The organism is Pseudomonas sp. S49, from assembly GCF_009866785.1.
In the GTDB taxonomy this organism is placed as follows: Bacteria; Pseudomonadota; Gammaproteobacteria; order Pseudomonadales; family Pseudomonadaceae; genus Aquipseudomonas.
Map to the genome: position 1 here is coordinate 1 of NZ_CP019432.1, position 25,513 is coordinate 25,513.

Consider the following 25,513-nt stretch of genomic DNA (forward strand, 5'->3'; position numbering starts at 1 on the left):
GTGTCAGTGGAACTTTGGCAGCAGTGCGTGGAGCTTTTGCGCGAGGAGCTGCCTGCCCAACAATTCAACACCTGGATCCGTCCACTACAGGTCGAAGCCGAAGGCGACGAGTTGCGCGTCTACGCACCGAACCGCTTTGTGCTGGACTGGGTCAACGAAAAGTACCTGGGCCGCGTCCTTGAACTGCTGGATGAGCATGGCAACGGCATGGCGCCGGCGCTTTCCTTATTAATAGGCAGCAAACGCAGTTCGGCACCGCGTGCGGCACCGAATGCACCGCTGGCTGCCGCGCAGGTTTCCCAGGCCCAGGCAAATGCCGCGTCTGTGAGCGCGCCGGCACCTACGCAAGCGCCAGCACCGGCGGCCAAGCGCTCGACACAAAAAAGCCCCGAAGTCAGTGACGAGCCGTCTCGCGACAGTTTCGACCCGATGTCCGGTGCGGCCTCGCAGCAGGCCCCGGTTCGCGCCGAACAGCGCACCGTGCAGGTCGAAGGTGCGCTCAAGCACACCAGTTACCTGAACCGCACCTTCACCTTCGAAAACTTCGTCGAAGGTAAATCCAACCAGCTCGCTCGCGCAGCAGCCTGGCAAGTGGCGGACAACCCCAAGCACGGCTACAACCCGCTGTTCCTTTATGGTGGCGTCGGCCTGGGTAAAACCCACTTGATGCACGCGGTGGGTAACCACCTATTAAAGAAGAACCCGAATGCCAAGGTCGTGTACCTGCATTCCGAGCGTTTCGTCGCCGACATGGTCAAGGCGCTGCAACTGAACGCGATCAACGAGTTCAAGCGTTTCTACCGTTCGGTGGACGCTTTGCTGATCGACGACATTCAGTTCTTCGCCCGTAAAGAACGTTCCCAGGAAGAGTTTTTCCACACCTTCAACGCCCTGCTTGAAGGTGGCCAGCAGGTAATTCTCACCAGTGACCGCTACCCGAAAGAAATCGAAGGCCTTGAAGAGCGCCTCAAATCCCGCTTCGGTTGGGGCCTGACGGTAGCCGTCGAGCCGCCGGAACTGGAAACCCGCGTCGCGATCTTGATGAAGAAGGCCGACCAGGCCAAAGTCGAGTTGCCGCATGACGCTGCGTTCTTCATCGCCCAGCGCATTCGCTCCAACGTCCGTGAGCTGGAAGGCGCGCTGAAACGCGTGATCGCCCACTCGCACTTCATGGGCCGCGACATCACCATCGAGCTGATTCGCGAATCCCTGAAAGACCTGTTGGCGTTGCAGGACAAACTGGTCTCTGTGGATAACATTCAGCGCACTGTCGCCGAGTACTACAAGATCAAGATTTCCGACTTGTTGTCCAAGCGCCGTTCGCGCTCGGTCGCTCGTCCGCGTCAGGTAGCCATGGCGTTGTCCAAGGAACTGACCAACCACAGCCTGCCGGAAATCGGCGATGTGTTTGGCGGCCGCGATCACACCACCGTGTTGCACGCTTGCCGCAAGATCAACGAACTTAAGGAATCCGACGCGGACATCCGCGAGGACTACAAGAACCTGCTGCGTACACTGACCACTTGATGAACACCAGCGCAGCTTAATAAGGCAAGGGACTAGACCATGCATTTCACCATTCAACGCGAAGCCCTGTTGAAACCCCTGCAACTGGTCGCAGGCGTCGTCGAGCGTCGACAGACCTTGCCGGTACTGTCCAACGTGCTGCTGGTTGTCGAAGGCCAGCAACTGTCGCTGACCGGTACCGACCTGGAAGTCGAGCTGGTCGGTCGTGTGCAACTTGAAGAGCCGGCAGAAACAGGTTCCATCACCGTGCCTGCGCGCAAGCTGATGGATATCTGCAAAAGCCTGCCCAACGATGCACTGATCGACATCAAGGTCGACGAGCAGAAGCTGGTGGTAAAAGCCGGCCGTAGCCGTTTCACCCTGTCGACCTTGCCGGCCAACGATTTCCCGACCGTTGAAGAAGGCCCGGGCTCGCTGACCTGCAGCCTCGAGCAAAGCAAACTGCGTCGTTTGATCGAACGCACCAGCTTCGCCATGGCTCAGCAGGACGTGCGTTATTACCTCAACGGTATGCTGCTGGAAGTGTCCGAAGGCATCATCCGCGCCGTGGCCACCGACGGTCACCGTCTGGCCATGTGCTCGATGAAAGCCGATATCGGCCAGCCTGATCGCCACCAGGTGATCGTGCCGCGCAAAGGTATTCTTGAACTGGCACGCCTGCTCACCGAGCCGGACGGTAACGTCAGCATCGTTCTGGGTCAGCACCACATCCGCGCGACCACCGGCGAATTCACCTTCACCTCGAAACTGGTCGACGGCAAGTTCCCGGATTACGAGCGCGTTCTGCCGAAGGGCGGCGACAAACTGGTACTGGGCGATCGCCAGGCGCTGCGTGAAGCGTTCAGCCGTACCGCGATTCTGTCCAACGAGAAGTACCGTGGTATCCGTCTGCAACTGGCCAGCGGTCAGTTGAAGATCCAGGCCAACAACCCGGAGCAGGAAGAAGCGGAAGAAGAAGTGGGTGTTGAATACAACGGCGGTTCGCTGGAAATCGGCTTCAACGTGAGCTACTTGCTCGACGTGCTGGGCGTGATGACCACCGAGCAGGTTCGCCTGATCCTGTCCGACTCCAACAGCAGTGCGCTGGTGCAGGAGTCCGACAACGACGATTCGGCTTACGTTGTCATGCCGATGCGTCTGTAATCAGCTGACTCTGGATGTCCTTAAGTCGTGTTTCGGTCACCGCGGTGCGCAATCTGCACCCGGTGACCTTCTCCCCCTCCCCCCGCATCAACATCCTTTACGGCGCCAACGGCAGCGGCAAAACCAGTGTTCTGGAAGCCATTCATCTGCTGGGGCTTGCCCGTTCGTTTCGTAGCACGCGGCTGTTGCCGGTCATCCAGTATGAGCAGCTCGCCTGTACCGTGTTCGGTCAGGTCGAATTGGCCGAGGGTGGCCACAGTGCGCTGGGGATATCGCGTGATCGTCAGGGCGAGTTTCAGATCCGTATCGACGGACAGAATGCCCGCAGCGCCGCGCAACTGGCGGAGATCCTGCCACTGCAGTTGATCAACCCCGACAGCTTCCGCCTGCTTGAAGGTGCGCCGAAGATTCGCCGGCAGTTTCTCGACTGGGGCGTGTTCCACGTCGAACCACGGTTCATGGCCACCTGGCAGCGCTTGCAGAAGGCCCTGCGCCAGAGAAACTCTTGGCTGCGGCATGGTACACTTGACGCCGTTTCGCAAGCGGTTTGGGACAGGGAACTGTGTCAGGCCAGCGCTGAAATCGATGAATACCGCCGCGCTTACATCAAAGCCTTGAAACCAGTCTTTGAACAAACCTTGAGCGAACTGGTTGAGCTCGAAGGTTTGACGCTCAGCTATTACCGAGGCTGGGACAAAGACCGGGAATTGAGCGCCGTACTGGCTGGATCCGTGCAACGGGACCAGCAAATGGGTCATACCCAGGCCGGACCGCAACGGGCTGATTTGCGTCTTAGATTGGGCGCACACAACGCCGCGGATATTTTGTCCCGGGGTCAGCAGAAGTTGGTGGTCTGTGCATTGCGGATTGCCCAGGGGCATCTGGTCAGCCAGGCCCGCCGCGGTCAGTGTATTTATCTGGTGGATGACTTGCCGTCTGAGCTGGACGAGAGCCACCGTCGCGCACTATGCCGCTTACTGGAAGACTTACGCTGCCAGGTGTTCATCACCTGTGTAGATCACAAATTATTGAGGGAAGGCTGGCAGACGGAAACGCCAGTCGCTCTGTTCCACGTGGAACAGGGCCGTATCACCCAGACCCACGACCATCGGGAGTGAAGGCATTGAGCGAAGAAAATACGTACGACTCAACGAGCATTAAAGTGCTGAAAGGCCTGGATGCCGTACGCAAACGTCCCGGTATGTACATTGGTGACACCGACGATGGCAGCGGTCTGCACCACATGGTGTTCGAGGTGGTCGACAACTCGATCGACGAAGCCCTCGCCGGCCACTGCGACGACATCAGCATCATCATCCACCCGGATGAGTCCATCACCGTTAAAGATAACGGCCGTGGCATCCCGGTAGACGTGCACAAAGAGGAAGGCGTTTCCGCCGCCGAGGTCATCATGACCGTCCTCCACGCTGGCGGTAAGTTCGACGACAACTCCTACAAAGTATCCGGCGGTCTGCACGGTGTGGGTGTGTCGGTAGTGAACGCACTGTCCGAAGAACTGGTTCTGACTGTTCGCCGCAGCGGCAAGATCTGGGAACAGACCTACGTCCACGGCGTACCTCAGGCACCGATGGCCATCGTTGGTGACAGCGAAACCACCGGCACCCAGATCCACTTCAAGGCTTCCAGCGAAACCTTCAAGAACATTCACTTCAGCTGGGACATCCTCGCCAAGCGCATTCGTGAACTGTCCTTCCTCAACTCCGGTGTTGGCATCGTCCTCAAGGATGAGCGCAGCGGCAAGGAAGAGCTGTTCAAGTACGAAGGCGGTTTGCGTGCGTTCGTTGAGTACCTGAACACCAACAAGACCGCGGTCAACCAGGTGTTCCACTTCAACATTCAGCGTGAAGACGGCATCGGCGTGGAAATCGCCCTGCAGTGGAACGACAGCTTCAACGAGAACCTGTTGTGCTTCACCAACAACATTCCGCAGCGCGACGGCGGTACTCACCTTGTGGGCTTCCGTTCGGCACTGACGCGTAACCTGAACAACTACATCGAGCAGGAAGGTCTGGCGAAGAAGCACAAAGTCGCCACCACCGGTGACGATGCCCGTGAAGGCCTGACCGCGATCATCTCGGTGAAAGTGCCGGATCCGAAGTTCAGCTCGCAGACCAAAGACAAGCTGGTCTCCTCCGAAGTGAAGACTGCGGTCGAGCAGGAGATGGGCAAGTACTTCTCCGACTTCCTTCTGGAAAACCCGAACGAAGCCAAGCTGGTCGTCGGCAAGATGATCGACGCGGCGCGTGCCCGTGAAGCGGCACGCAAGGCCCGTGAGATGACCCGCCGCAAAGGCGCGCTGGACATCGCCGGTTTGCCGGGCAAACTCGCTGACTGCCAGGAAAAAGACCCGGCACTCTCCGAACTGTACCTCGTGGAAGGTGACTCCGCGGGCGGCTCTGCCAAGCAGGGACGTAACCGCAAGACCCAGGCGATCCTGCCGTTGAAGGGCAAGATCCTCAACGTCGAGAAAGCACGTTTCGACAAGATGATCTCTTCCCAGGAAGTGGGCACCTTGATCACCGCACTGGGCTGCGGTATCGGTCGCGACGAGTACAACATCGACAAGCTGCGTTATCACAACATCATCATCATGACCGATGCTGACGTTGACGGTTCGCACATCCGTACCCTGCTGCTGACCTTCTTCTTCCGTCAGTTGCCGGAGCTGATCGAGCGTGGCTACATCTACATCGCCCAGCCGCCGCTGTACAAGGTCAAGAAAGGCAAGCAAGAGCAATACATCAAAGACGACGACGCCATGGAAGAGTACATGACGCAGTCGGCCCTGGAAGATGCGAGCCTGCACCTGAACGAAGAAGCCCCGGGCATTTCCGGTGAAGCGCTCGAGCGTCTGGTGAACGACTTCCGCATGGTGATGAAGACCCTCAAGCGTCTGTCGCGCCTGTACCCGCAGGAACTGACCGAGCACTTCATTTACCTGCCGGCCGTGAGCCTGGAAAAGCTCGGCGACCACGCAGCAATGCAGGAGTGGCTGGCCCAGTACGAAGCGCGTCTGCGTACCGTTGAAAAATCCGGTCTGGTCTACAAGGCCAGCCTGCGTGAAGATCGTGAACGTGGCGTGTGGCTGCCAGAGGTCGAACTGATCTCCCACGGCCTGTCGAACTACGTCACCTTCAACCGCGACTTCTTCGGCAGCAACGACTACAAAACCGTCGTCACCCTCGGCGCTCAACTGAGCACCCTGCTCGACGAAGGCGCGTACATCCAGCGTGGCGAGCGCAAGAAAGCAGTCACCGAGTTCAAGGAAGCACTGGACTGGCTGATGGCTGAAAGCACCAAGCGCCACACCATTCAGCGATACAAAGGTCTGGGCGAAATGAACCCGGATCAGCTGTGGGAAACCACCATGGACCCAAGCGTGCGCCGCATGCTGAAAGTCACCATCGAAGACGCCATTGGCGCAGACCAGATCTTCAACACCCTGATGGGTGATGCGGTCGAACCTCGCCGTGACTTCATCGAGAGCAATGCGTTGGCGGTTTCGAACCTGGATTTCTAACGAATTCTGTTCGGACTTGAAGTAAAAAATAAACCCCGGTGAGTTTTGGCTCATCGGGGTTTATACGTTTCAAGCATCCCTCCATGCATACAAGTCTGCGTCATGATTTGTATGTACATGTTTTCCGGATTGATAACTCCTCGCGTCAGTGCAACGCTCTGTCTGGCTACTTTCGACTTATTCATTCAGCAGAGGATTTACCGTTGAGCGAACAGCATCAGACGTTTGAAGGCCTCAAATACCGAACCGACAGTGGAGTGGAGTATTGGTCTGCCCGAGACCTTGCTCCGCTGCTGGAATACAGAACGTGGCGTAACTTCGAGAACGTTATCGCCAAGGCTATACAAGCTTGTGAACACGGTGATCATTCGGTATCCGACCATTTTGTTGAAGCCAGCAAAATGGTCTCCTTGGGGTCTGGTTCTCTGCGAGAACTGAAGGATATCCACCTCTCCCGCTATGCCTGCTATCTGGTTGTCCAGAACGGAGATCCATCCAAGCCCGTCATCGCCGCAGGGCAAACCTACTTTGCGATTCAGACCCGACGTCAGGAGCTGACAGACGATTCCGAATTTCAGAGTCTAAGGGACGATCAGAAGCGTTTGCTGCTGCGCAATGAGTTACGCGAGCACAACAAACTTCTGGTTGAAACGGCACAGCAGGCAGGCGTTGAGACAGAATTGGATTTCGCCGTTTCCAGAATCATGGATATCAAGGGCTCTACGGAGGACTTGATCAGAAAGCGATCCACCAGCGCAAAGGCCTCAAAAAAAGCCAAAAAATTCTTGATCACATGGGCTCGACTGAACTGGCCGCCAATTTATTTCGGGCGACTCAGGCTGAAGATAAATTACGTCGCGACAGTGTTCAGGGCAAGCAACAAGCTAACGACGTTCACCTGCAGGTTGGTCGAAAAGTCAGAGAGACCATTTCCGAACTTGGCGGCACCATGCCCGAGGATCTTCCAATGCCGGCTACCAGCATCAAGCAGTTGGAATCTGCGATCAAAAAATTGAAGGGTCGAGCCGGAGAAGAGTGAAACAGCCAGAAACATTAGTGCGAGTTCGACACCACACTCTCCAACCGATACCCATACCCATAAATCGTCAACAACTGCCACCCTCGATCCGCCGTCAGCCCGAGCTTGTTCCGCAGGCGATAAATATGCGTATCCAGCGGCCGCGACGACGCCATCTCCTCATGCGGCCAAAACCGTTCATACAGATAATCCCGCGACAACGGTCGACCCAGATTGCTGAACAGACACCGCGCCAGCCGGTACTCGCGCTCGGTCATGACAATCGGCTTGCCCTCGCGGGTAACGGTCAATTCAGCGTCATCAAACGTCAGATCATTAAAGCTCAGCACTTCCGTCGCCGCCGCACGTTGCTGGCTGTGCCGCCGCAATACCGCAGCCACCCGCGCCTTCAGTTCATTTGGCCGAAAGGGCTTGCTCACATAATCATCCGCCCCTGCATTCAACGCCTGAACGATATCGCTCTCGCCATCACGGCTGGTGAGCATGATCGCTGCCGGTGGCGCTTCCATGTGTTCGCGGGTCCAGCGCAGCAGGGCCAGGCCGGTGAGGTCGGGCAGTTGCCAGTCGAGGATCAGCAGGTCGAAGGTTTCCCGGCGCAGTTGGCGCAGCAGGTCTTCACCGCGTTCGAAGCTGTGCAGTGACCACGGCTGTTCGCCGGCATCGGCCATTTGCTGCAGGGTTTGCTCGACCCGGCGCAGTTCGGCGGGTTCGTCGTCCAGAATCGCAACGCGCATTCGCGGTCATTCCTTGTTGCTTGGGCAGTTGGCGGACAACCATAGTCGCTCGGCCCTCGCAGTGAAAGTAAGCAGCCCGCCGTTGGTCGACGTCCGCTATGATTCTTCGGGTCTACGTCTCAGACCTGTGGCCCATGAAACCATTCACCCTGCCCTGGCGTTTTTCCAAATGAACACTAATCGCCGGCGTGAAAGCCGTGAGCCCAGCCAGGTGCAGCGCCTGTTCCGACAGCTGGTGCGCGAGTGGTTGTGGATAAGTCTAGTGCTGTTGCCGCTGACTGCGCTGTTGTCGTATCGCGCGCAGATCAACCTGCACGGTGCGGCTCCCGTCATGGGAGCCATGCTTTCGGTGGGCCTGGTCGCGTGCGTACTTGGTTTGCTGTTGTGGCGTCCGCGCTGGGCATTGTGGATAACGCTGGTTGGTATGGCCGGCGTGCTGCTGACCAGCGCCGGGCTGGCGGAGATGCGTCGCTGGTGGTCGCCGACGCCGGCGGTGTTGGGCATGTTGTTCGGCTATCTGATCTGGAATTGGCGGCGCCTGAGTGTGGTGCTGACTTATTTCGGCTGGGAGCTGACGCGGCTGGATGGAGAGCCGAAGGTTTTCCCCGAACGCCGTCGTACGCAATTCACCGGCGCCGATCGTTTGCAAGGGCAGATCATGGCCCTCGAGCAAGCCATGAGCCGCACCCGCGATACTCGACGCTTCATCGCAGACGGTTTGGAATACTTGCCGGTCGCCACACTGATCAGCGATCCCAAGGGGCAGATCCTGCTGGGCAATCGCAAGGCCCGCGCGTTGTTCGATACTGCATTAGTGGGCGACGACGTCCGCGATCAACTCGCCCGCCTCGGCTATCCGGAATTATCCACAGAGCCACGTCCAGCGTTATCCGCCCTGCCGCTGCTGGAATTCCGTGACCACAAGGAACGCAGCCTGCGCTTGGAACGTGCCGCCCTGCTGCCGGTGGACGGTGACACGCCGATCGGCTGGCTGCTGAGCCTCACCGACCTCAGCGCCGAACGCGCGGCGGAAGAACAACGCAGCGTGTTGCTGCGCTTTCTGTCCCACGACCTGCGCGCGCCGCACTCGGCGATCCTCGCTTTGCTGGATGTGCATCGCCATCAGGCCGGGGCTGATGCGCCGTTGTTCGAACAGATCGAACGTCAGGTGCGCCGCGCGCTGGATCTGACCGACGGTTTTGTTCTGCTGGCGCGAGCCGAGTCTGAGACTTACCAATTTCAACCGACGTTGTTCGCGATGCTGGTGCTCGACGTGCTGGATCAAGCGTTGCCCATTGCCCAGCAGAAACGCATCGAGCTGCTGCATGACATGGATGAGGAATCGCAGGAACGTCTGATCAATGCCGATCAAGGCTTGCTGACCCGCGCGCTGTTCAACCTGCTGGAAAACGCGATCAAGTACAGCCCGGCCGACACCACGATCACCCTGCGGGTCCGTTGCCGTGAGGAATGGTTGCACTGTGAATTGATTGATCAAGGCAAAGGCATCGCCGCCGATGAATTGCCGGATCTGTTCAGTCAGTACCGCCGTTTTTCCTCCGCCCAAGGCATCGATGGCGTGGGGCTGGGCCTGTCGATGGTCAAAGCGGTGGTTGATCACCATGGCGGTAAAATCGAATGCCGCAGCGTGGTCGATCAAGGCACCACGTTCCTACTGGAGTTACCGCTGATTCACGAATGATCAGCCACAAAAAAACCGGCTATATCAGCCGGTTTTTTTACATCCGAAAAAAACTTATGCACCTTTTACGGTGTTTTATGAGCTTGAGAAATATATAAGTAAATCAATCACTTATTATCAATGTTCAAGCGGTTTCAACAAAACCGTACACAGGTTATCCACAAAATCTCAGACAGCCACCTGATCATTCGCAGCCGGCGCCTGCGGGGCCGGTGGCAGCGAGCCCATTTCGCGCTGAGTCTTCTCGTTCCAGGCTTGCACGCGGTCGTTCAGCTCGGCGATGGCGCGCGGGCCTGTACCTTCGGCATACATCGGCTCGCCGATGACTACGGTGATCACCCCGGACTTCTTGCCCCAACCGATTTTCGGCCAGAACTTGCCGGCATTGTGTGCAATCGGCAGCACAGGAAGTGCCGCATTAACCGCCAACGCGCTGCCACTGCGAGAAAACTTACCGACAGTGCCAAACGGCACCCGAGTGCCTTCCGGAAAGATCAGCACCCAAACGTTGTCCTTCAGCAGTTCATCACCCTTGGCCGCGACTTGTTTCAGCGCCGCTTTCGGGTTGTCCCGATCAATCGCGATCGGTCGCAGCATGGCCATGGCCCAGCCGAAAAACGGCACGTAGAGCAGTTCGCGCTTGAGCACCTGGCTCAACGGCGAGAAATAAGCAGAGAGAAAGAATGTCTCCCAAGTGCTCTGGTGGTTCGACTGAATCACGCAGGGCCGGTCAGGCACGTTTTCCGCGCCTTTGATTTCGTAACGGATACCGAGAAACACCTTGGTCAACCACAAGGCGCAACGGCACCAGTACACGTTGATAAAACGATAACGCGCCTTGAATGGCAAAAACGGCGCGATAAAAAAACTCAAGCTGCACCACAGCAGGGAAGTGGTGCCCAGCAGCAGGTAAAAGAGAAAAATCCTGATGGCCCGCAGTATCGACATAGTGACGTTTACCGTTACGGGGCAATGCCCGAGTGTTCAAGCGCACTCCCGATCAATCCCTGGTCAGGAACTTCAGAAGTACTCTAGTTGTGGATAAGTTCTGCGGCAATCGCCGCCAGATCGTCAAAAATCAGAGTGCCAACCGGCAGGGTTTTGCCCTGAGTCTTTGCGCCTTTTCCGGTCTTTACCAAAACTGGCTGTGAATCGACGGCTTTGGCGGCCTCCAGGTCACCAAGGCTGTCGCCGACGAACCAGACATTGGTCAGTTCGACGTCGTAATGCGCGGCGATGGTTTTCAACATCCCCGGTTTCGGCTTGCGGCAATCGCAGCCTTCGTCCGGGCCATGCGGGCAATACACGATCAGCCCGACTTCACCGCCCTGCTCCGCCACGAGTTCGCGCAACCGCGCGTGCATGGCATCGAGGGTGGCCAGGTCGTAATAGCCGCGAGCAATGCCCGACTGGTTGGTGGCGACCGCCACCGTCCAGCCGGCCTTGCTCAACTGCGCAATCGCTTCGATCGAGCCGGGCAACGGAATCCACTCCGCCACTGACTTGATGTAAGCGTCGGAGTCGTAATTGATCACTCCGTCCCGATCGAGAATCAGCAGTTTCAACAGCAATCCCTCAACCCAGCAGCGAAATGTCGGCAACACCGAGGAACAGACCACGCAGACGCGCCAGCAGCGCGTAACGGTTGGCCCGTACATTGGCGTCGTCGGCATTGACCATCACCGCGTCGAAGAACGCATCGACCGGCTCACGCAATGCCGCCAGGCGTGCCAGCGATTCGTTGTACTGACGCGCTGCAGCCATTGGCTGTACAGCCTGATCCGCTTGCTGGATCGCCGAGTACAGAGAAAACTCGTTGGCGTTGTCGAAGTACTTGGCTTGCACCTCGGTCGGTACCGCGCCTTCGAGTTTGCTCAACAGGTTCGATACACGCTTGTTCACCGCCGCCAGCGCTGCCGCTTCCGGCAGTTTGCGGAAGGCCTGCACCGCTTGCACACGCTGATCGAAGTCCAGCGCCGAACCCGGCTTCAGGGCACGTACCGACAGGTAAGTGGCGACTTCAACGCCTTCGTCTTCGTAACGTGCACGCAGACGGTCGAAGATGAATTCCAGCACGGACTCGTTGAGGCCGGCAGCCTTGACCTTGGCACCGAACGCGGCCACGGCGAAAGCCACGGCGTCGTTCAGATCCAGATCGAGTTTCTTCTCGATGAGGATACGCAGCACGCCGAGTGCCGCACGGCGCAGGGCATACGGGTCTTTGCTGCCGGTTGGCAGCATGCCGATACCGAAGATACCGACCAGGGTGTCGAGCTTGTCAGCGATCGCGACGGCTGCACCGGTCAGCGTGGCCGGCAGTTCTGCACCGGCACCGCGTGGCATGTACTGCTCGTTGAGCGCCAGCGCGACGTCTTCCGGCTCGCCGTCATTGAGTGCGTAGTAGTAACCGGCGACACCTTGCATCTCCGGGAACTCGCCGACCATCTCGGTGGCCAGGTCGCACTTCGACAGCAGGCCAGCGCGGGCAGCCCACGAAGCGTTGCCGCCGATGCGAGCGGCGATGTACGCAGCCAGTTTCGATACGCGCTCGGCCTTGTCGTAGACGCTGCCGAGTTTTTCCTGGAACACCACGTTCTTCAGGCGATCATTGAAGGCTTCGAGTTTCTGCTTCTTGTCCTGCTTGAAGAAGAACTCGGCGTCGGTCAGGCGTGGTCGAACCACTTTCTCGTTACCGGCGATGATCTGCTGCGGGTCTTTGCTTTCGATGTTGGCCACAGTGATGAAACGTGGCAGCAACTTGCCGTCGGCATCCAGCAGGCAGAAGTACTTCTGGTTGTCCTGCATGGTGGTGATCAGCGCTTCTTGCGGCACGTCGAGGAAGCGTTCCTCGAACGAACACACCAGCGGCACCGGCCATTCAACCAGTGCGGTCACTTCGTCGAGCAGCGCCGGCGGAACGATTGCCGTGCCTTCCTGACGGGTGGCCAGCTCTTCGGTGCGCTTGCTGATGATCTCGCGACGCTCATTGGCGTCCGCCAGCACATAAGCGGCACGCAGGTCAGCGAGGTAGCTCGACGGCGAACCGATGCGCACGCTTTGCGGGTGATGGAAGCGGTGACCACGGGAGTCACGGCCAGCCTTCTGCGCGAGGATGGTGCAGTCGATGACCTGGTCACCGAGCAGCATCACCAGCCATTGGGTCGGACGCACGAACTCTTCCTTGCGCGCACCCCAACGCATGCGTTTCGGGATCGGCAGGTCGTTCAGCGAATCTTCGACGATGGTCGGCAGCAGGCTCGCGGTCGGCTTGCCGGCGATGCTCTGGCTGTAACGCAGTTTCGGACCGCTCTGGTCGATTTCGCTCAGATCGACGCCGCACTTCTTGGCAAAGCCCAGTGCTGCCTGAGTCGGGTTGCCGTCAGCGTCGAATGCCGCCTGACGTGGCGGGCCATCGAGGTTGATGCTGCGATCCGGTTGCTGGGTAGCCAGCGCGGTGATCAGCACAGCCAGACGACGCGGTGCGGCGTAGACGGTTTTAGTCTCGTAGCTCAGGCCGGCGGCTTGCAGGCCCTTGTCGATACCGGCGAGGAACGCTTCAGCCAAGGTGTTCAGGGCTTTCGGTGGCAGTTCTTCGGTGCCCAGTTCAACCAGAAAATCTTGCGCACTCATTGTGCTGCCTCCAGCTTGGCCAGTACTTCGTCACGCAGGTCCGGGGTCGCCATCGGGAAGCCCAGCTTGGCGCGTGCCAGCAGGTAGGCTTGCGCAACGGAACGCGCCAGGGTGCGTACGCGCAGAATGTATTGCTGACGCGCGGTCACCGAGATCGCCCGGCGCGCATCCAGCAGGTTGAAGGTATGCGAAGCCTTCAACACCATTTCGTAGCTCGGCAACGGCAGCGGCTGGTCGAGCTCGATCAGGCGCTTGGCTTCGCTCTCATAGAAGTCGAACAGTTCGAACAGTTTGTCGACGTTGGCGTGTTCGAAGTTGTAAGTGGACTGCTCCACTTCGTTCTGGTGGAACACGTCGCCGTAGGTGACTTTGCCCATCGGGCCGTCAGCCCAGACCAGGTCGTAGACCGAATCCACGCCTTGCAGGTACATGGCCAGACGCTCGAGACCGTAAGTGATCTCGCCGGTCACCGGGTAGCACTCGATGCCGCCCGCCTGCTGGAAGTAAGTGAACTGGGTCACTTCCATACCGTTCAGCCAGACTTCCCAGCCCAGACCCCAGGCGCCGAGAGTCGGCGATTCCCAGTTGTCTTCGACGAAGCGAATGTCGTGGACCAGCGGGTCCAGGCCAACATGCTTGAGCGAGCCCAGATACAGTTCCTGGAAATTGTCCGGGTTCGGTTTCAGGACGACCTGGAACTGATAGTAGTGCTGCAGACGGTTCGGGTTTTCGCCGTAACGGCCGTCAGTCGGACGGCGGCTTGGCTGTACGTAGGCGGCGTTCCAGGTTTCCGGGCCGATGGCGCGGAGGAAGGTCGCGGTGTGGAAAGTGCCGGCGCCTACTTCCATATCGTAGGGCTGAAGTACCACACAACCTTGCTCGGCCCAGTATTGCTGGAGCGCGAGGATCAAGTCTTGGAAGGTACGCACGGCTGGCGTAGGCTGGCTCACGAAATTCACCTGTTTCTTGGGCTGCGATTTAAAGAGCGGGAGTATACCCGATTCATTGCTGCGCACGCCCCCTGGAGCCTTATGCCACGCTGCTTTTGGTGTACCGAAGATCCGCTGTACATGGCTTATCACGACCAGGAGTGGGGCACGCCGCTACGCGATGCGCAGGGTTTGTTCGAGTTGCTTTTGCTCGAAGGGTTCCAGGCCGGGCTGTCCTGGATCACTGTGCTGCGCAAACGCGAGCGTTATCGCGAGGTGTTGTTTGGCTTCGATGTGCAGCGGGTTGCGCAGATGAGCGACGCCGAAATCGACGAATTGATGCTCGACCCGGGGATCATCCGCAACCGCCTGAAACTCAACGCCGCCCGGCGTAATGCCCAGGCCTGGCTGGCGCTGGAGGACCCGGTGGGGTTCCTCTGGTCGTTCGTTGGCGATCAACCGATCATCAATCATTTCAAGGATCGCAGCGAAGTCCCGGCGATCACCCCCGAAGCGCTGGCGATGAGCAAAGGCCTGAAAAAGGCCGGGTTCACGTTCGTCGGCCCGACCATTTGCTACGCGCTGATGCAGGCCTCGGGCATGGTCATGGATCACACTCAGGATTGTGACCGCTACGCGCAGCTCGCCAACGGCGGTTAGAATGGCCGCCTCGCGCACCGCACAAGATCAGGAGTGACCTGTGGAAAAGTTTAAAGGCGCCTTGCTGGTAGGCGCTCTGCGGCTGTTTGCCCTGCTGCCATGGCGGGCCGTGCAGGCCGTGGGTTCGGCGATCGGCTGGATCATGTGGAAAACCCCCAACCGCTCCCGCGACGTGGTGCGGATCAACCTTGCGAAATGTTTTCCACAGATGGATCCGGCCGAACGTGAGCGTCTGGTCGGGCAGAGTCTGAAGGATATTGGCAAGTCGTTGACCGAAAGCGCCTGCGCGTGGATCTGGCCGGCGCAGCGCTCGATCGATCTGGTGCGCGAAGTCGAAGGCCTCGATGTGCTGAAAGACGCCTTGGCCTCGGGCAAAGGCGTGGTCGGCATCACCAGCCACCTCGGTAACTGGGAAGTGCTCAACCACTTCTATTGCAGCCAGTGCAAACCGATTATTTTCTACCGTCCGCCGAAGCTCAAGGCTGTGGATGAATTATTGCGTAAACAGCGCGTGCAACTGGGCAACAAGGTCGCTGCTTCCACCAAGGAAGGCATCCTCAGCGTCATCAAGGAAGTGCGCAAAGGTGGTGCAGTGGGCATTCCCGCTGACCCGGAACCGGCCGAATCCGCCGGGATCTTCGTACCGTTCTTCGCCACGCAAGCGCTGACCAGCAAATTCGTGCCGAACATGCTCGCCGGTGGCAAAGCCGTTGGCGTGTTCCTGCATGCGCTGCGCCTGCCTGACGGTTCTGGCTACAAAGTGATCCTCGAAGCCGCGCCCGAAGCCATGTACAGCACCGATACCGCCGAATCCTGCGCCGCCATGAGCAAAGTGGTCGAGCGCTACGTAGCCGCTTATCCAAGCCAGTACATGTGGAGCATGAAGCGCTTCAAGAAACGTCCGCCGGGCGAAGAGCGCTGGTACTGACGAAAGTGGCACACTCTGTGGATAACCTGTAGGAGCTGCCGAAGGCTGCGATCTTTTGATCTTGCTTGAGGTTATCCACAACCCGTTCATTCAAGGGCGCGTAAAGATGTCCGAACACCGCAAATCCTTCCGCATCAAGATTACCCACGACAGCTTTGGCGAATGCCTCGGGCAGACGCGCAACCTGTCGCCTACCGGGGTGTTTGTGCAGCATCCGGTTTTGGCTTCTTTGCCCAAAGGCGCGGTGGTTTACGGCCAGGTGCAGGATTTACCCACAGGCGCGCCACGGGTGCGGATGGAGGTGGTGACGGTAGATGCCGACGGTATCGGTCTTCGCTACCTTTGACTTATTGCGCCTGACGATCGAGCTTCTTCAGAAACACCGTCATTTCCTTTTCGGCCTGCTTGTCGCCGTGGGCGCGGGCCGCTTCCAGACCTTGTTCCCACGCCTGACGTGCGGCGGCGCTATCGCCCAGCGCCAACTGCGCCTTGCCCAACAGCTTCCAGGCTGCCGAATACTTCGGATCAAAACCGACACAGCGCTGGAAATGCTCGGCAGCCTTGGCGTTTTCGCCCAGATCCAGATAACCCTTGCCCAGGCCGAAGCGCAGCAATGAGTTATCCACACCCTTGGCGAGCATTTTTTCCAGGGATTCGAGCATTTTTGCACCCTCGTTAATGTGATCGTTCCCACGCTCCGCGTGGGAATGTAGCCCGGGACGCTCTGCGTCCCAATAGCGGGACGCAGAGCGTCCATTGAGGCATTCCCACGCGGAGCGTGGGAACGATCAATAATCCGGATCAGAAGAAGCTCAACCCCACATGAAACAGCTTCTCCACATCGCGAATATGTTTTTTATCCACAAGGAACAGAATCACATGGTCGCCCGCCTCGATCACCGTGTCATCGTGGGCAATGATCACTTGTTCATTGCGGATCACCGCACCAATCGTGGTGCCCGGCGGCAGGCCGATCTTCTCGATCGGTTTGCCGATTACCTTGCTCGACTTCGCATCACCGTGAGCAATCGCCTCGATCGCTTCGGCGGCACCGCGACGCAATGAATGCACGCTGACGATATCGCCACGGCGCACGTGGGCCAGCAGCGTGCCGATGGTCGCCAGTTGCGGGCTGATGGCGATGTCGATATCGCCGCCCTGAATCAGATCGACGTAGGCCGGGTTGTTGATGATCGTCATGACCTTCTTCGCCCCCAGCCGTTTGGCCAGCAACGACGACATGATGTTGGCTTCGTCATCGTTGGTCAGCGCGAGGAAAATGTCGGCATCGGCGATGTTCTCCTCCAGCAGCAAATCACGGTCAGAAGCGCTACCCTGCAAGACTACGGTGCTGTCGAGGGTGTCGGAGAGATAACGGCAGCGCGCCGGACTCATCTCGATGATCTTCACCTGATAACGGCTTTCGATGGCCTCGGCCAAACGCTCGCCAATTTGCCCGCCGCCAGCAATGACGATGCGTTTGTAGGTTTCGTCGAGGCGGCGCATTTCGCTCATCACTGCACGAATATTCTCACGGGCAGCGATGAAGAAGACTTCGTCATCGGCCTCGATCACCGTATCGCCTTGCGGCAGGATCGGCCGATCGCGGCGGAAAATCGCGGCGACGCGGGTTTCGACATTCGGCATGTGCTCGCGCAACTGACGCAATTGCTGACCCACCAGCGGCCCGCCGTAATAGGCACGCACCGCCACCAGTTGCGCCGCGCCTTCAGCGAAGTCGATCACCTGCAAGGCGCCCGGATGCTGGATCAGGCGCTTGATGTAGTTGGTCACCACTTGCTCGGGGCTGATCAGCACGTCGACCGGAATCGCTTCGTTCTGGAACAGCTGTTCCTCGCGATTCAGATAAGACGCTTCGCGCACCCGGGCGATCTTGGTCGGGGTGTGAAACAACGTGTGGGCAACCTGACAGGCGACCATGTTGGTCTCGTCGCTGTTGGTCACCGCCACCAGCATGTCGGCGTCGTCGGCGCCGGCCTGACGCAGCACCGACGGCAGCGAGCCACGGCCTTGAATGGTGCGGATGTCGAGACGGTCGCCGAGGTCGCGCAGGCGCTCGCCGTCGGTGTCGACCACCGTAATGTCGTTGGCCTCGCTGGCCAAATGCTCGGCCAGCGAACCGCCGACCTGTCCCGCACCGAGGATGATGATTTTCATCCAGTCACTCCGTTGAATCCGTTTAGCCGCGCGCGGCAGCGATCTTGATCAGCTTGGCGTAGTAGAACCCGTCATGCCCGCCCTGCTGGGCCAGCAATTGGCGACCATGGGGCTGCTTGATCCCGGCGCTGGTGGCCAGATCCAGTTCGCGGGCACCCGGCGTACGCTCGAGGAACGCGGCGATGACTTCGGTGTTCTCGGTCGGCAGCGTCGAGCAGGTGGCGTACAGCAGGATGCCGCCGACTTCGAGGGTTTTCCACATCGCATCGAGCAGCTCGCCTTGCAGTTGCGCGAGGGCGACGATGTCGTCCGGCTGACGGGTCAGCTTGATGTCCGGATGACGGCGGATCACCCCAGTGGCCGAGCACGGGGCATCGAGCAGGATGCGCTGGAACGGTTTGCCATCCCACCACTTCTCGATATCGCGACCGTCAGCGGCGATCAGTTCAGCGTTCAAGCCGAGGCGCTCAAGGTTTTCCTTAACGCGCACCAGCCGTTTGGCTTCCAGATCCACCGCTACCACGCCGGCCAGCGCCGGTTCGGCTTCGAGGATGTGGCAGGTCTTGCCACCGGGCGCGCAGCAGGCGTCGAGCACACGTTGACCCGGCGCCAGATCGAGCAGGTCGGCAGCCAGTTGAGCGGCCTCGTCCTGCACACTGATCCAGCCTTCGGCGAAACCCGGCAGGCTGCGTACGTCGGCAGCGGCTTCGAGAATGATGCCGTCGCGACTGTAAACACACGGCCTAGCGGCAATTCCGGCTTCAGTCAGCAAGCCGAGGTAAGCGTCACGGCTGTGATGACGGCGGTTGACCCGCAGGATCATTGGCGGATGCGCGTTGTTCGCCTCGCAGATGGCTTCCCACTGTTCCGGCCAGAAAGCTTTCAGGGATTTCTGCAGCCAGCGCGGGTGAGCGGTGCGCACCACCGGATCACGTTCCAGTTCGGCGAAAATCGTTTCGCTCTCGCGCTGAGCATTACGCAGCACGGCGTTGAGCAGGCCTTTGGCCCATGGCTTTTTCAGCTTGTCGGCGCAACCGACGGTTTCGCCGATGGCGGCGTGGGCCGGCACGCGGGTGTAGAGCAATTGGTAGAGACCGACCAGCAGCAGCGCTTCAACATCGGCGTCGGCAGCTTTGAACGGTTTCTGCAGCAGTTTCTCGGCCAATGCCGAAAGACGTGGCTGCCAGCGCGCGGTGCCGAAGGCCAGATCCTGAGTGAAACCGCGATCGCGATCCTCGACCTTGTCCAGTTGAGTCGGCAGTGAGCTGTTCAGCGAGGCCTTGCCGCTGAGCACGGCGGCAAGTGCCTTGGCGGCGGCCAGACGCGGATTCATTGCGCGTCCACCACTGCGCCGAGCACGGTGCCAACCGCGAACTTCTCACGACGGCTGTTGAACAGGTCGCTGAAGTTCAGCGCTTTGCCGCCGGGCAGTTGCAGGCGGGTCAGGCACAGGGCTTGTTCGCCGCAGGCGACGACCAAACCGTCCTTGCTGGCGCTGAGGATTTCACCCGGGGCGCCTTTGCCGTCGGCGAGCGTCGCCGCCAGCATTTTCAGCGCTTCACCGTTAAGGGTGCTGTGGGTGATCGGCCATGGATTGAAGGCGCGTACCAGTCGCTCCAACTCAACCGCCGGATGGCTCCAGTCGATGCGTGCTTCGTCTTTGTTCAGCTTGTGCGCGTAGGTGGCGAGTTCGTCGTTCTGCACTTCGCCTTCCAGCGTGCCTGCGGCCAGACCGGCAATCGCTTGCACCACGGCCGGCGGGCCCATTTCGGCGAGGCGGTCATGCAGGCTGCCGCCAGTGTCTTCAGCGCTGATCGGCGTGACGACCTTAAGCAGCATCGGCCCGGTGTCGAGGCCGGCCTCCATGCGCATCACCGTGACACCGCTCTCGGCATCACCGTGTTCCACAGCGCGTTGAATCGGCGCCGCACCGCGCCAGCGTGGCAGCAAGGACGCGTGACTGTTGATGCAGCCCAGACGCGGAATATCCAGCACCACTTGCGGCAGGATCAGGCCGTAGGCGACCACCACCATCAAGTCTGGTTTCAGCGCAGCCAGTTCAGCCTGGGCGTCGGCGTTACGCAAAGTCGGTGGCTGCAACACCTGGATATTATTTTCCAGGGCCAGCTGTTTGACCGGGCTCGGCATCAGTTTTTGCCCGCGACCGGCCGGACGATCCGGTTGGGTGTAGACCGCAACGATCTCGTAAGGGCTGTTCAGCAGGGCCTTGAGGTGTTCGGCGGCGAATTCCGGGGTGCCGGCAAAAACGATGCGCAGTGGCTCAGTCATGAAGGGAGTCTCATAAAAAGAAAAAGGCTTGCCGCAGCAAGCCTTTGAAGAGGGGCATCAAGCGTTCTGGCGGTGCTGCTTTTCCAGTTTCTTCTTGATCCGGTCGCGTTTGAGCGTGGAAAGGTAATCGACGAACAATTTGCCGTTGAGGTGGTCGCATTCGTGCTGGATGCACACGGCGAGCAGGCCTTCGGCGATCAGCTCATAAGGCTTGCCGTCGCGGTCCAGCGCCTTGATCCTGACCTTTTGCGGGCGATCGACGTTTTCGTAGAAACCCGGTACCGAGAGGCAGCCTTCCTGGTATTGGTCCATTTCTTCGGTCAGCGATTCGAACTCGGGGTTGATGAACACCCGCGGCTCGGTGCGGTCTTCGGAAAGGTCCATCACGACGATACGTTTGTGCACGTTGACCTGGGTCGCGGCAAGGCCGATGCCCGGCGCTTCATACATTGTTTCAAACATGTCATCGACCAACTGACGCACTTCGTCGTCCACTACAGCCACAGGCTTGGCGATAGTGCGCAGACGCGGGTCCGGGAATTCGAGGATGTTTAAAATGGCCATAGGCTTTGATTGCTGCACACGTTGAGTAAAGTCGGGCGATGGCCTGGCAGGTCCGAAGATGCAGGCTACCGTTGTGAAGCGTAGCTTGTGCATTTTGCACAAGCGAGCCACGGGGGCTCTGACGGTTCACGCGAATGCACATGATAAAGGGATTCACCGCATGAGGAAAACACTACTCGCCCTGCTGCTGTTGGCTTCGGCCGGCGTGGCGCAAGGGCAAGTGCAACTCAGGGATGGTTTTCCACAGCAATACACGGTGGTTTCGGGGGACACGCTCTGGGACATTTCCGGCAAATACCTGCGCGAGCCCTGGCAGTGGCCACAACTGTGGCGGGCCAATCCGCAAATCGAAAACCCCAACCTGATCTATCCCGGCGACACGCTGACCCTCAGTTATGTCGATGGCCAGCCACGTCTGACCCTCAATCGCGGCGAGTCGCGCGGCACCATCAAACTGTCGCCAAGAATCCGCACCAGTCCGGTGGCCGAAGCGATTCCAAGTATTCCACTCAAGTCCATCAACAGCTTTCTGCTGAGTAACCGCATCGTCGACAAGGTCGAAGATTTCGACAAGGCGCCGTACATTGTCGCCGGCGATGCCGAACGCGTGCTCAGCGGCACCGGTGACCGTATCTTCGCACGTGGCCATTTCGACCCCAATCAGCCGGTTTACGGGATCTTCCGTCAGGGCAAGGTCTACACCGATCCTGAGACCAAAGAGTTTCTCGGGATCAACGCCGATGACATTGGCGGCGGTGAAATCGTCGCCACCGAAGGCGACGTCGCCACCCTCGCCCTGCAACGCACCACCCAGGAAGTGCGCCTCGGCGATCGTTTGTTCAGTGGCGAAGAACGCTCGATCAATTCGACCTTCATGCCCAGCGCGCCCACCAGCAGCATCAACGGCGTGATCATCGACGTGCCGCGCGGCGTCACCCAGATCGGCGTGATGGACGTGGTCACGTTGAACAAGGGCAAGCGCGACGGTCTGGCCGAAGGCAATGTGCTGGCGGTGATGAAGACCGGGGAAACCGTGCGCGACCGTGTCACCGGTCAACCGCTAAAGATCCCCGACGAACGCGCCGGGTTGCTGATGGTGTTTCGCACCTACGACAAACTCAGCTACGGCCTCGTTCTCAACGCATCGCGCTCGCTGGCGGTGCTCGACAAGGTACGAAATCCGTAAGCAAGCTTCACAAGTTACCAACAGAGTTATCCACAGCTTGTTCCGAATGGTTCGGGGCTTATAACGATCAAGGATGATCCATGATGATGTCTGCCTCCACGCCGGTTTCCCCGGCGGAACTGGAAGCGCGCCTGCGCCTGCACCGCTTGCCGGATGTCGGCCCGAAGCGCTTTGCCAAATTGCTTGAAGCCTTCGGCTCGGCCTCCAAAGCCATCAGCGCTCCGGCCAGTGCGTGGCGTTCGTTGGGTTTGCCGGCGACGTGCGCCGAAGCGCGGCGCTGTCCAGACGTTCGCGACGGTGCCAGCCATGCAATGCGCTGGCTAGAGCGGCCAGAGCATCATTTGCTGATGTGGGATCAAGCCGATTACCCGGCGCTGCTGGCGCAGATTCCTGATCCGCCGCCCATGTTGTTCGTTGCCGGTGATCCGCTGATTCTTGAGAAACCGCAACTGGCGATGGTGGGTAGCCGTCGCGCGTCGCGTCCGGGAATGGACACCGCCGCAGCGTTTTCTCGCAGCCTCGCCGGGGCCGGTTTTGTCATCACCAGCGGGTTGGCGTTGGGTATCGATGCCGCTGCGCATCAGGCCGCTCTGGATGTTGGCGGGCTGACCGTGGGCGTACTCGGCACGGGGCTGGAAAACTTTTATCCACAGCGCAATCGACGCTTGGCTGATGCGATGATTGCGTCCGGTAGCGCGGTGCTTTCGGAGTTTCCCCTGGACGCCGGGCCGACCGTGAGCAACTTCCCGCGCCGCAATCGCATCATCAGCGGTTTGTCTCTCGGCGTGCTGGTGGTCGAGGCCAGCGTTGCCAGCGGATCATTGATAACGGCAAGGCTGGCGGCGGAGCAGGGGCGCGAGGTTTATGCAATTCCCGGCTCCATCCATCACCCCGGCGCGCGGGGTTGTCATCAGTTGATTCGTGATGGCGCGGTATTGGTGGAAACCATCGAACACATCCTCGAAGCGCTGCGCGGGTGGCAGCATTTGCCGTTATCCACAGACGCTCCGAAAGTCGATCATCCGTTGCTCGCCTTGCTCCATGCCGCGCCGCATACCAGCGAGGGATTGGCTGATAGCAGCGGCTGGGCTTTACCCAAAGTCCTGGCCGCTCTGACCGAACTGGAAATGGATGGCCGTGCGGTGTGCGAAAACGGTCGCTGGTTGGCCAGGACGCGCTAGGTTTTACAAGGAAGATCGGTAAACTGCGCGAAACCTGTTTGCGGAGAGTTTTTTCATGGTCAACAGTTGGCGTGTGCAACAAGCCGCACGAGAGATTCGCGCCGGGGCGGTGATTGCCTATCCAACCGAAGCCGTCTGGGGGCTGGGTTGCGACCCGTGGAACGAAGAGGCAGTGGATCGGTTGCTGGCGATCAAGAATCGTTCGGTGGTCAAAGGGCTGATCCTGGTCGCCGACAACATTCGCCAGTTCGATTTCCTGTTCGAAGACTTCCCGCAAGAATGGATCGACCGCATGGCCAGCACCTGGCCAGGGCCGAACACCTGGCTGGTGCCGCATCAGGGCTTGTTGCCGGAATGGGTCACCGGCGTGCACGACACCGTGGCACTGCGGGTCAGCGATCACCCGCAAGTGCGCGATCTGTGCTCGATGGTCGGGCCATTGATTTCGACCTCTGCCAACCCGCAGGGTCGCCCGGCAGCGCGCACGCGTTTACGGGTTGAGCAATATTTCCGTGGCCAGGTCGATCTGGTGCTGGGTGGCAGTCTCGGCGGGCGGAAAAACCCTAGCGTCATTCGCGATCTGGCGACGGGTAAGGTCATTCGTCCCGACTGACCTGTTTTTCTGCCTTCTGCTCTTGAACTCCTCGACTGTTTAGGCGAGGAGTTTTTTCTGTCTGCGATTTATCCTTGGTCAATCTCCATAACTTAAACAATCTGTTGTTTATGTTGTACTGCTGCGTGTCAGATAAATCGATAAGTTAGAAGTTTCAGTAACTTTTCCCACGTCATTATCAGAAGTCGCGCAGTGGCGATATTTCTAAAAGCATCCATTATTTCAATGCGCTCAGAAACTTCGATAAGTTAACGTCTGCGGAGAAGGAATGGATACTACGAACTTGCAACTCAAGGATTATCTGCAGGGGCTTCAAGAGACATTAACCAGGCAGCATGCCGATTATCGTATTGTTATTCTCGATGCGGGGTCAGATGCCAGCGAGTTTGAACGATTCATCGGCCGGCAGTTTCGTCTGCGACTAAAGCATTACATGCTAACGTCCAGAGCCCGGGCACTTGAAACAAGGCTGGCGATTTCATCGCGCAGTACGCATTTTCTGTTGTATCAGCGCGATCAACTGACGGCGGTTTTGCGAGTGACCCCTTCGCCGTTCGAATGGGCTTCGCTGGCGCACCAGTATGTTTCTCCGACCGTGGCGCTGGCGCGCCATGTCGAGTTCAGTCGCTTGATCACGCATTCCCAACAGCACCGGCCGGTGCCGACCAATGCGTTGCTTGCAGCCGCCACCGAATGGGCGATCGATCGTGGCTATCAAGGTGTGACGGCCTTGTGTCGATTGCCACAACGGCGACTGTTCCAGCGCTTTGGCCTGACCCCGATCACTTCCAACTCACTGCATATCGAACACCGCGCACGCGGCGATTACTGGCTGCTGTCGGCGCAGTGGCGGCAAATCCTCACAGCGCTGCAACAACCTTTCCCCATGAACGGCACCTACCCGGAGAATCGCGATGAATGCGTCCGTCAGTTTTGAACAACAGCTGATTCTGCTCGATCAGCGCATCGAAAAAGCGTGGGCCGATATTCTGGATAACTCCCGGCTGGTCAAGGCTATCCGCGAGGGCAGTGTTTCCAGAGCGTTATATGCGATCTACATGATCGAAACCTTTCATTACACCGCACACAATGCCCGGAATCAGGGGTTGGTCGGTGTGCGACATGCCGATAATCCTGTTTATGCGAAGTTCTGTTTTGAACATGCAGCACAAGAAGTCGGTCATGAAAAAATGGCCCTGCACGATGTCATGAGTCTGGGATTGAAGAATGAAGTATTTGATATGCCACAGGCACTTCCAGCGACGGAAGTATTGATCGCTTATTTGTACTGGATTTCTTTTACCGGTAATCCGTTACAACGGCTGGGATACAGTTACTGGGCGGAAAACGCTTATCACTTTATTACTCCGCTGATCGACAAGCTGAGTGAAACGCTGGCGCTGAAACCCGCTCAACTGACGTTCTTCATTGCTCATTCGGACATCGATGTCGAGCACTTCAATGAGATCAAACTCATCCTGCAGCGAACCTGCAAGCGTCAGGCTGACTGGGATGCCATTGCCACCGTGATGGAAACCAGTCTGCGCCTGACCGGCAACATGCTCGAAGCCGTTTATGAGCAGTATGAAGCCTGGCAAAACGGCCTCGCGCCCCGTTACGAATTCCTCCATGCCCTGGATAAATCATGACGCCTTCACGTTTATTTTCA

Annotated in this window: 24 protein-coding genes; 14 read left to right on the top strand and 10 right to left on the bottom strand. The window is 58.8% G+C overall.

Annotated features, from left to right (window positions below; genetic code table 11):
* The 5 genes from dnaA to dinD all read left to right on the top strand — a co-directional run bounded on the left by dnaA (window position 1) and on the right by dinD (window position 7,227).
* The gene (gene dnaA / locus PspS49_RS00005) at window positions 1-1,527 is read left to right on the top strand and encodes a chromosomal replication initiator protein DnaA (RefSeq protein WP_127925272.1); all 1,527 of its coding nucleotides are present in this window, start codon (window positions 1-3) and stop codon (window positions 1,525-1,527) included.
* 39 nt (window positions 1,528-1,566) lie between these two features.
* Complete coding sequence (dnaN, locus tag PspS49_RS00010; protein ID WP_007911887.1) at window positions 1,567-2,670, top strand: DNA polymerase III subunit beta; 1,104 nt, start codon at window positions 1,567-1,569, stop codon at window positions 2,668-2,670.
* A gap of 14 nt (window positions 2,671-2,684) precedes the next feature.
* A complete protein-coding gene (gene recF / locus PspS49_RS00015) occupies window positions 2,685-3,788 on the top strand; it encodes a DNA replication/repair protein RecF (protein ID WP_150749918.1) in 1,104 nt (367 codons plus the stop codon).
* 5 nt (window positions 3,789-3,793) lie between these two features.
* Entirely contained in the window at window positions 3,794-6,211 is a 2,418-nt protein-coding gene (gyrB, locus tag PspS49_RS00020; protein ID WP_007911885.1) for a DNA topoisomerase (ATP-hydrolyzing) subunit B, read from the top strand.
* A gap of 203 nt (window positions 6,212-6,414) precedes the next feature.
* Entirely contained in the window at window positions 6,415-7,227 is an 813-nt protein-coding gene (dinD, locus tag PspS49_RS00025; RefSeq protein WP_238786311.1) for a DNA damage-inducible protein D, read from the top strand.
* A 37-nt stretch (window positions 7,228-7,264) separates the two neighbouring features.
* Here the strand turns inward: dinD and PspS49_RS00030 are convergent, their stop codons facing one another.
* Window positions 7,265-7,984 carry a response regulator transcription factor gene (locus PspS49_RS00030; RefSeq protein ID WP_127925274.1) on the bottom strand — a complete coding sequence of 240 codons (720 nt, stop codon included), beginning with the start codon at window positions 7,982-7,984 and terminating at the stop codon, window positions 7,265-7,267.
* A 169-nt stretch (window positions 7,985-8,153) separates the two neighbouring features.
* Here PspS49_RS00030 and PspS49_RS00035 point away from each other — a divergent pair, with 169 nt between their 5' ends.
* On the top strand, window positions 8,154-9,686 hold the full coding sequence (locus PspS49_RS00035) for an ATP-binding protein (protein ID WP_127925275.1): 1,533 nt from the start codon (window positions 8,154-8,156) through the stop codon (window positions 9,684-9,686).
* A 168-nt stretch (window positions 9,687-9,854) separates the two neighbouring features.
* On the opposite strand, the gene PspS49_RS00040 is transcribed toward PspS49_RS00035, so the two are convergent.
* The 4 genes from PspS49_RS00040 to glyQ all read right to left on the bottom strand — a co-directional run bounded on the left by PspS49_RS00040 (window position 9,855) and on the right by glyQ (window position 14,266).
* Complete coding sequence (locus PspS49_RS00040) at window positions 9,855-10,634, bottom strand: lysophospholipid acyltransferase family protein (RefSeq protein ID WP_127925276.1); 780 nt, start codon at window positions 10,632-10,634, stop codon at window positions 9,855-9,857.
* An 83-nt stretch (window positions 10,635-10,717) separates the two neighbouring features.
* Window positions 10,718-11,257, bottom strand: coding sequence for a D-glycero-beta-D-manno-heptose 1,7-bisphosphate 7-phosphatase (gene gmhB / locus PspS49_RS00045; RefSeq protein WP_174245032.1), 540 nt, complete (start codon window positions 11,255-11,257; stop codon window positions 10,718-10,720).
* A 4-nt stretch (window positions 11,258-11,261) separates the two neighbouring features.
* Window positions 11,262-13,316 carry a glycine--tRNA ligase subunit beta gene (glyS, locus tag PspS49_RS00050; RefSeq protein ID WP_122596850.1) on the bottom strand — a complete coding sequence of 685 codons (2,055 nt, stop codon included), beginning with the start codon at window positions 13,314-13,316 and terminating at the stop codon, window positions 11,262-11,264.
* A complete protein-coding gene (glyQ, locus tag PspS49_RS00055) occupies window positions 13,313-14,266 on the bottom strand; it encodes a glycine--tRNA ligase subunit alpha (protein WP_025112261.1) in 954 nt (317 codons plus the stop codon). Before glyQ ends, glyS begins: the two co-directional genes overlap by 4 nt.
* Before the next feature lie 81 nt (window positions 14,267-14,347).
* On the opposite strand from glyQ, the gene PspS49_RS00060 reads away from it, so the two are divergent.
* The 3 genes from PspS49_RS00060 (at window position 14,348) to PspS49_RS00070 (ending at window position 16,179) form a co-directional block, all read left to right on the top strand.
* Window positions 14,348-14,905: a DNA-3-methyladenine glycosylase I gene (locus tag PspS49_RS00060; RefSeq protein ID WP_129386960.1), complete on the top strand. Its 558-nt coding sequence runs from the start codon at window positions 14,348-14,350 to the stop codon at window positions 14,903-14,905.
* A 40-nt stretch (window positions 14,906-14,945) separates the two neighbouring features.
* A complete protein-coding gene (locus PspS49_RS00065; protein ID WP_008084359.1) occupies window positions 14,946-15,833 on the top strand; it encodes a lysophospholipid acyltransferase in 888 nt (295 codons plus the stop codon).
* 106 nt (window positions 15,834-15,939) lie between these two features.
* On the top strand, window positions 15,940-16,179 hold the full coding sequence (locus tag PspS49_RS00070; RefSeq protein WP_034152199.1) for a PilZ domain-containing protein: 240 nt from the start codon (window positions 15,940-15,942) through the stop codon (window positions 16,177-16,179).
* A gap of 1 nt (window position 16,180) precedes the next feature.
* Here PspS49_RS00070 and PspS49_RS00075 read toward each other — a convergent pair whose 3' ends face one another.
* The 5 genes from PspS49_RS00075 to def form a co-directional block, all read right to left on the bottom strand.
* Window positions 16,181-16,495, bottom strand: coding sequence for a tetratricopeptide repeat protein (locus tag PspS49_RS00075; protein WP_127925278.1), 315 nt, complete (start codon window positions 16,493-16,495; stop codon window positions 16,181-16,183).
* A 139-nt stretch (window positions 16,496-16,634) separates the two neighbouring features.
* Window positions 16,635-18,011, bottom strand: coding sequence for a Trk system potassium transporter TrkA (gene trkA / locus PspS49_RS00080; protein ID WP_034152201.1), 1,377 nt, complete (start codon window positions 18,009-18,011; stop codon window positions 16,635-16,637).
* A 22-nt stretch (window positions 18,012-18,033) separates the two neighbouring features.
* Complete coding sequence (rsmB, locus tag PspS49_RS00085) at window positions 18,034-19,344, bottom strand: 16S rRNA (cytosine(967)-C(5))-methyltransferase RsmB (RefSeq protein WP_150749923.1); 1,311 nt, start codon at window positions 19,342-19,344, stop codon at window positions 18,034-18,036.
* Window positions 19,341-20,300 (bottom strand): methionyl-tRNA formyltransferase, encoded by a 960-nt coding sequence (gene fmt, locus PspS49_RS00090; protein ID WP_160037634.1) that lies wholly within the window; start codon window positions 20,298-20,300, stop codon window positions 19,341-19,343. The genes rsmB and fmt overlap by 4 nt, the downstream gene beginning before the upstream one ends.
* Before the next feature lie 57 nt (window positions 20,301-20,357).
* Entirely contained in the window at window positions 20,358-20,864 is a 507-nt protein-coding gene (gene def / locus PspS49_RS00095) for a peptide deformylase (RefSeq protein ID WP_007911858.1), read from the bottom strand.
* 160 nt (window positions 20,865-21,024) lie between these two features.
* Here def and PspS49_RS00100 point away from each other — a divergent pair, with 160 nt between their 5' ends.
* The 5 genes from PspS49_RS00100 to PspS49_RS00120 all read left to right on the top strand — a co-directional run bounded on the left by PspS49_RS00100 (window position 21,025) and on the right by PspS49_RS00120 (window position 25,493).
* Entirely contained in the window at window positions 21,025-22,050 is a 1,026-nt protein-coding gene (locus tag PspS49_RS00100; protein ID WP_160037636.1) for a LysM domain-containing protein, read from the top strand.
* 80 nt (window positions 22,051-22,130) lie between these two features.
* Window positions 22,131-23,231, top strand: coding sequence for a DNA-processing protein DprA (gene dprA, locus PspS49_RS00105; RefSeq protein WP_160037638.1), 1,101 nt, complete (start codon window positions 22,131-22,133; stop codon window positions 23,229-23,231).
* A gap of 55 nt (window positions 23,232-23,286) precedes the next feature.
* The gene (locus PspS49_RS00110) at window positions 23,287-23,844 is read left to right on the top strand and encodes an L-threonylcarbamoyladenylate synthase (RefSeq protein ID WP_127925283.1); all 558 of its coding nucleotides are present in this window, start codon (window positions 23,287-23,289) and stop codon (window positions 23,842-23,844) included.
* Window positions 23,845-24,112: 268 nt separating this feature from the next.
* Complete coding sequence (locus tag PspS49_RS00115) at window positions 24,113-24,781, top strand: hypothetical protein (RefSeq protein ID WP_160037640.1); 669 nt, start codon at window positions 24,113-24,115, stop codon at window positions 24,779-24,781.
* On the top strand, window positions 24,759-25,493 hold the full coding sequence (locus PspS49_RS00120) for an iron-containing redox enzyme family protein (RefSeq protein WP_160037642.1): 735 nt from the start codon (window positions 24,759-24,761) through the stop codon (window positions 25,491-25,493). Before PspS49_RS00115 ends, PspS49_RS00120 begins: the two co-directional genes overlap by 23 nt.
* Window positions 25,494-25,513: the final 20 nt, after the last annotated feature.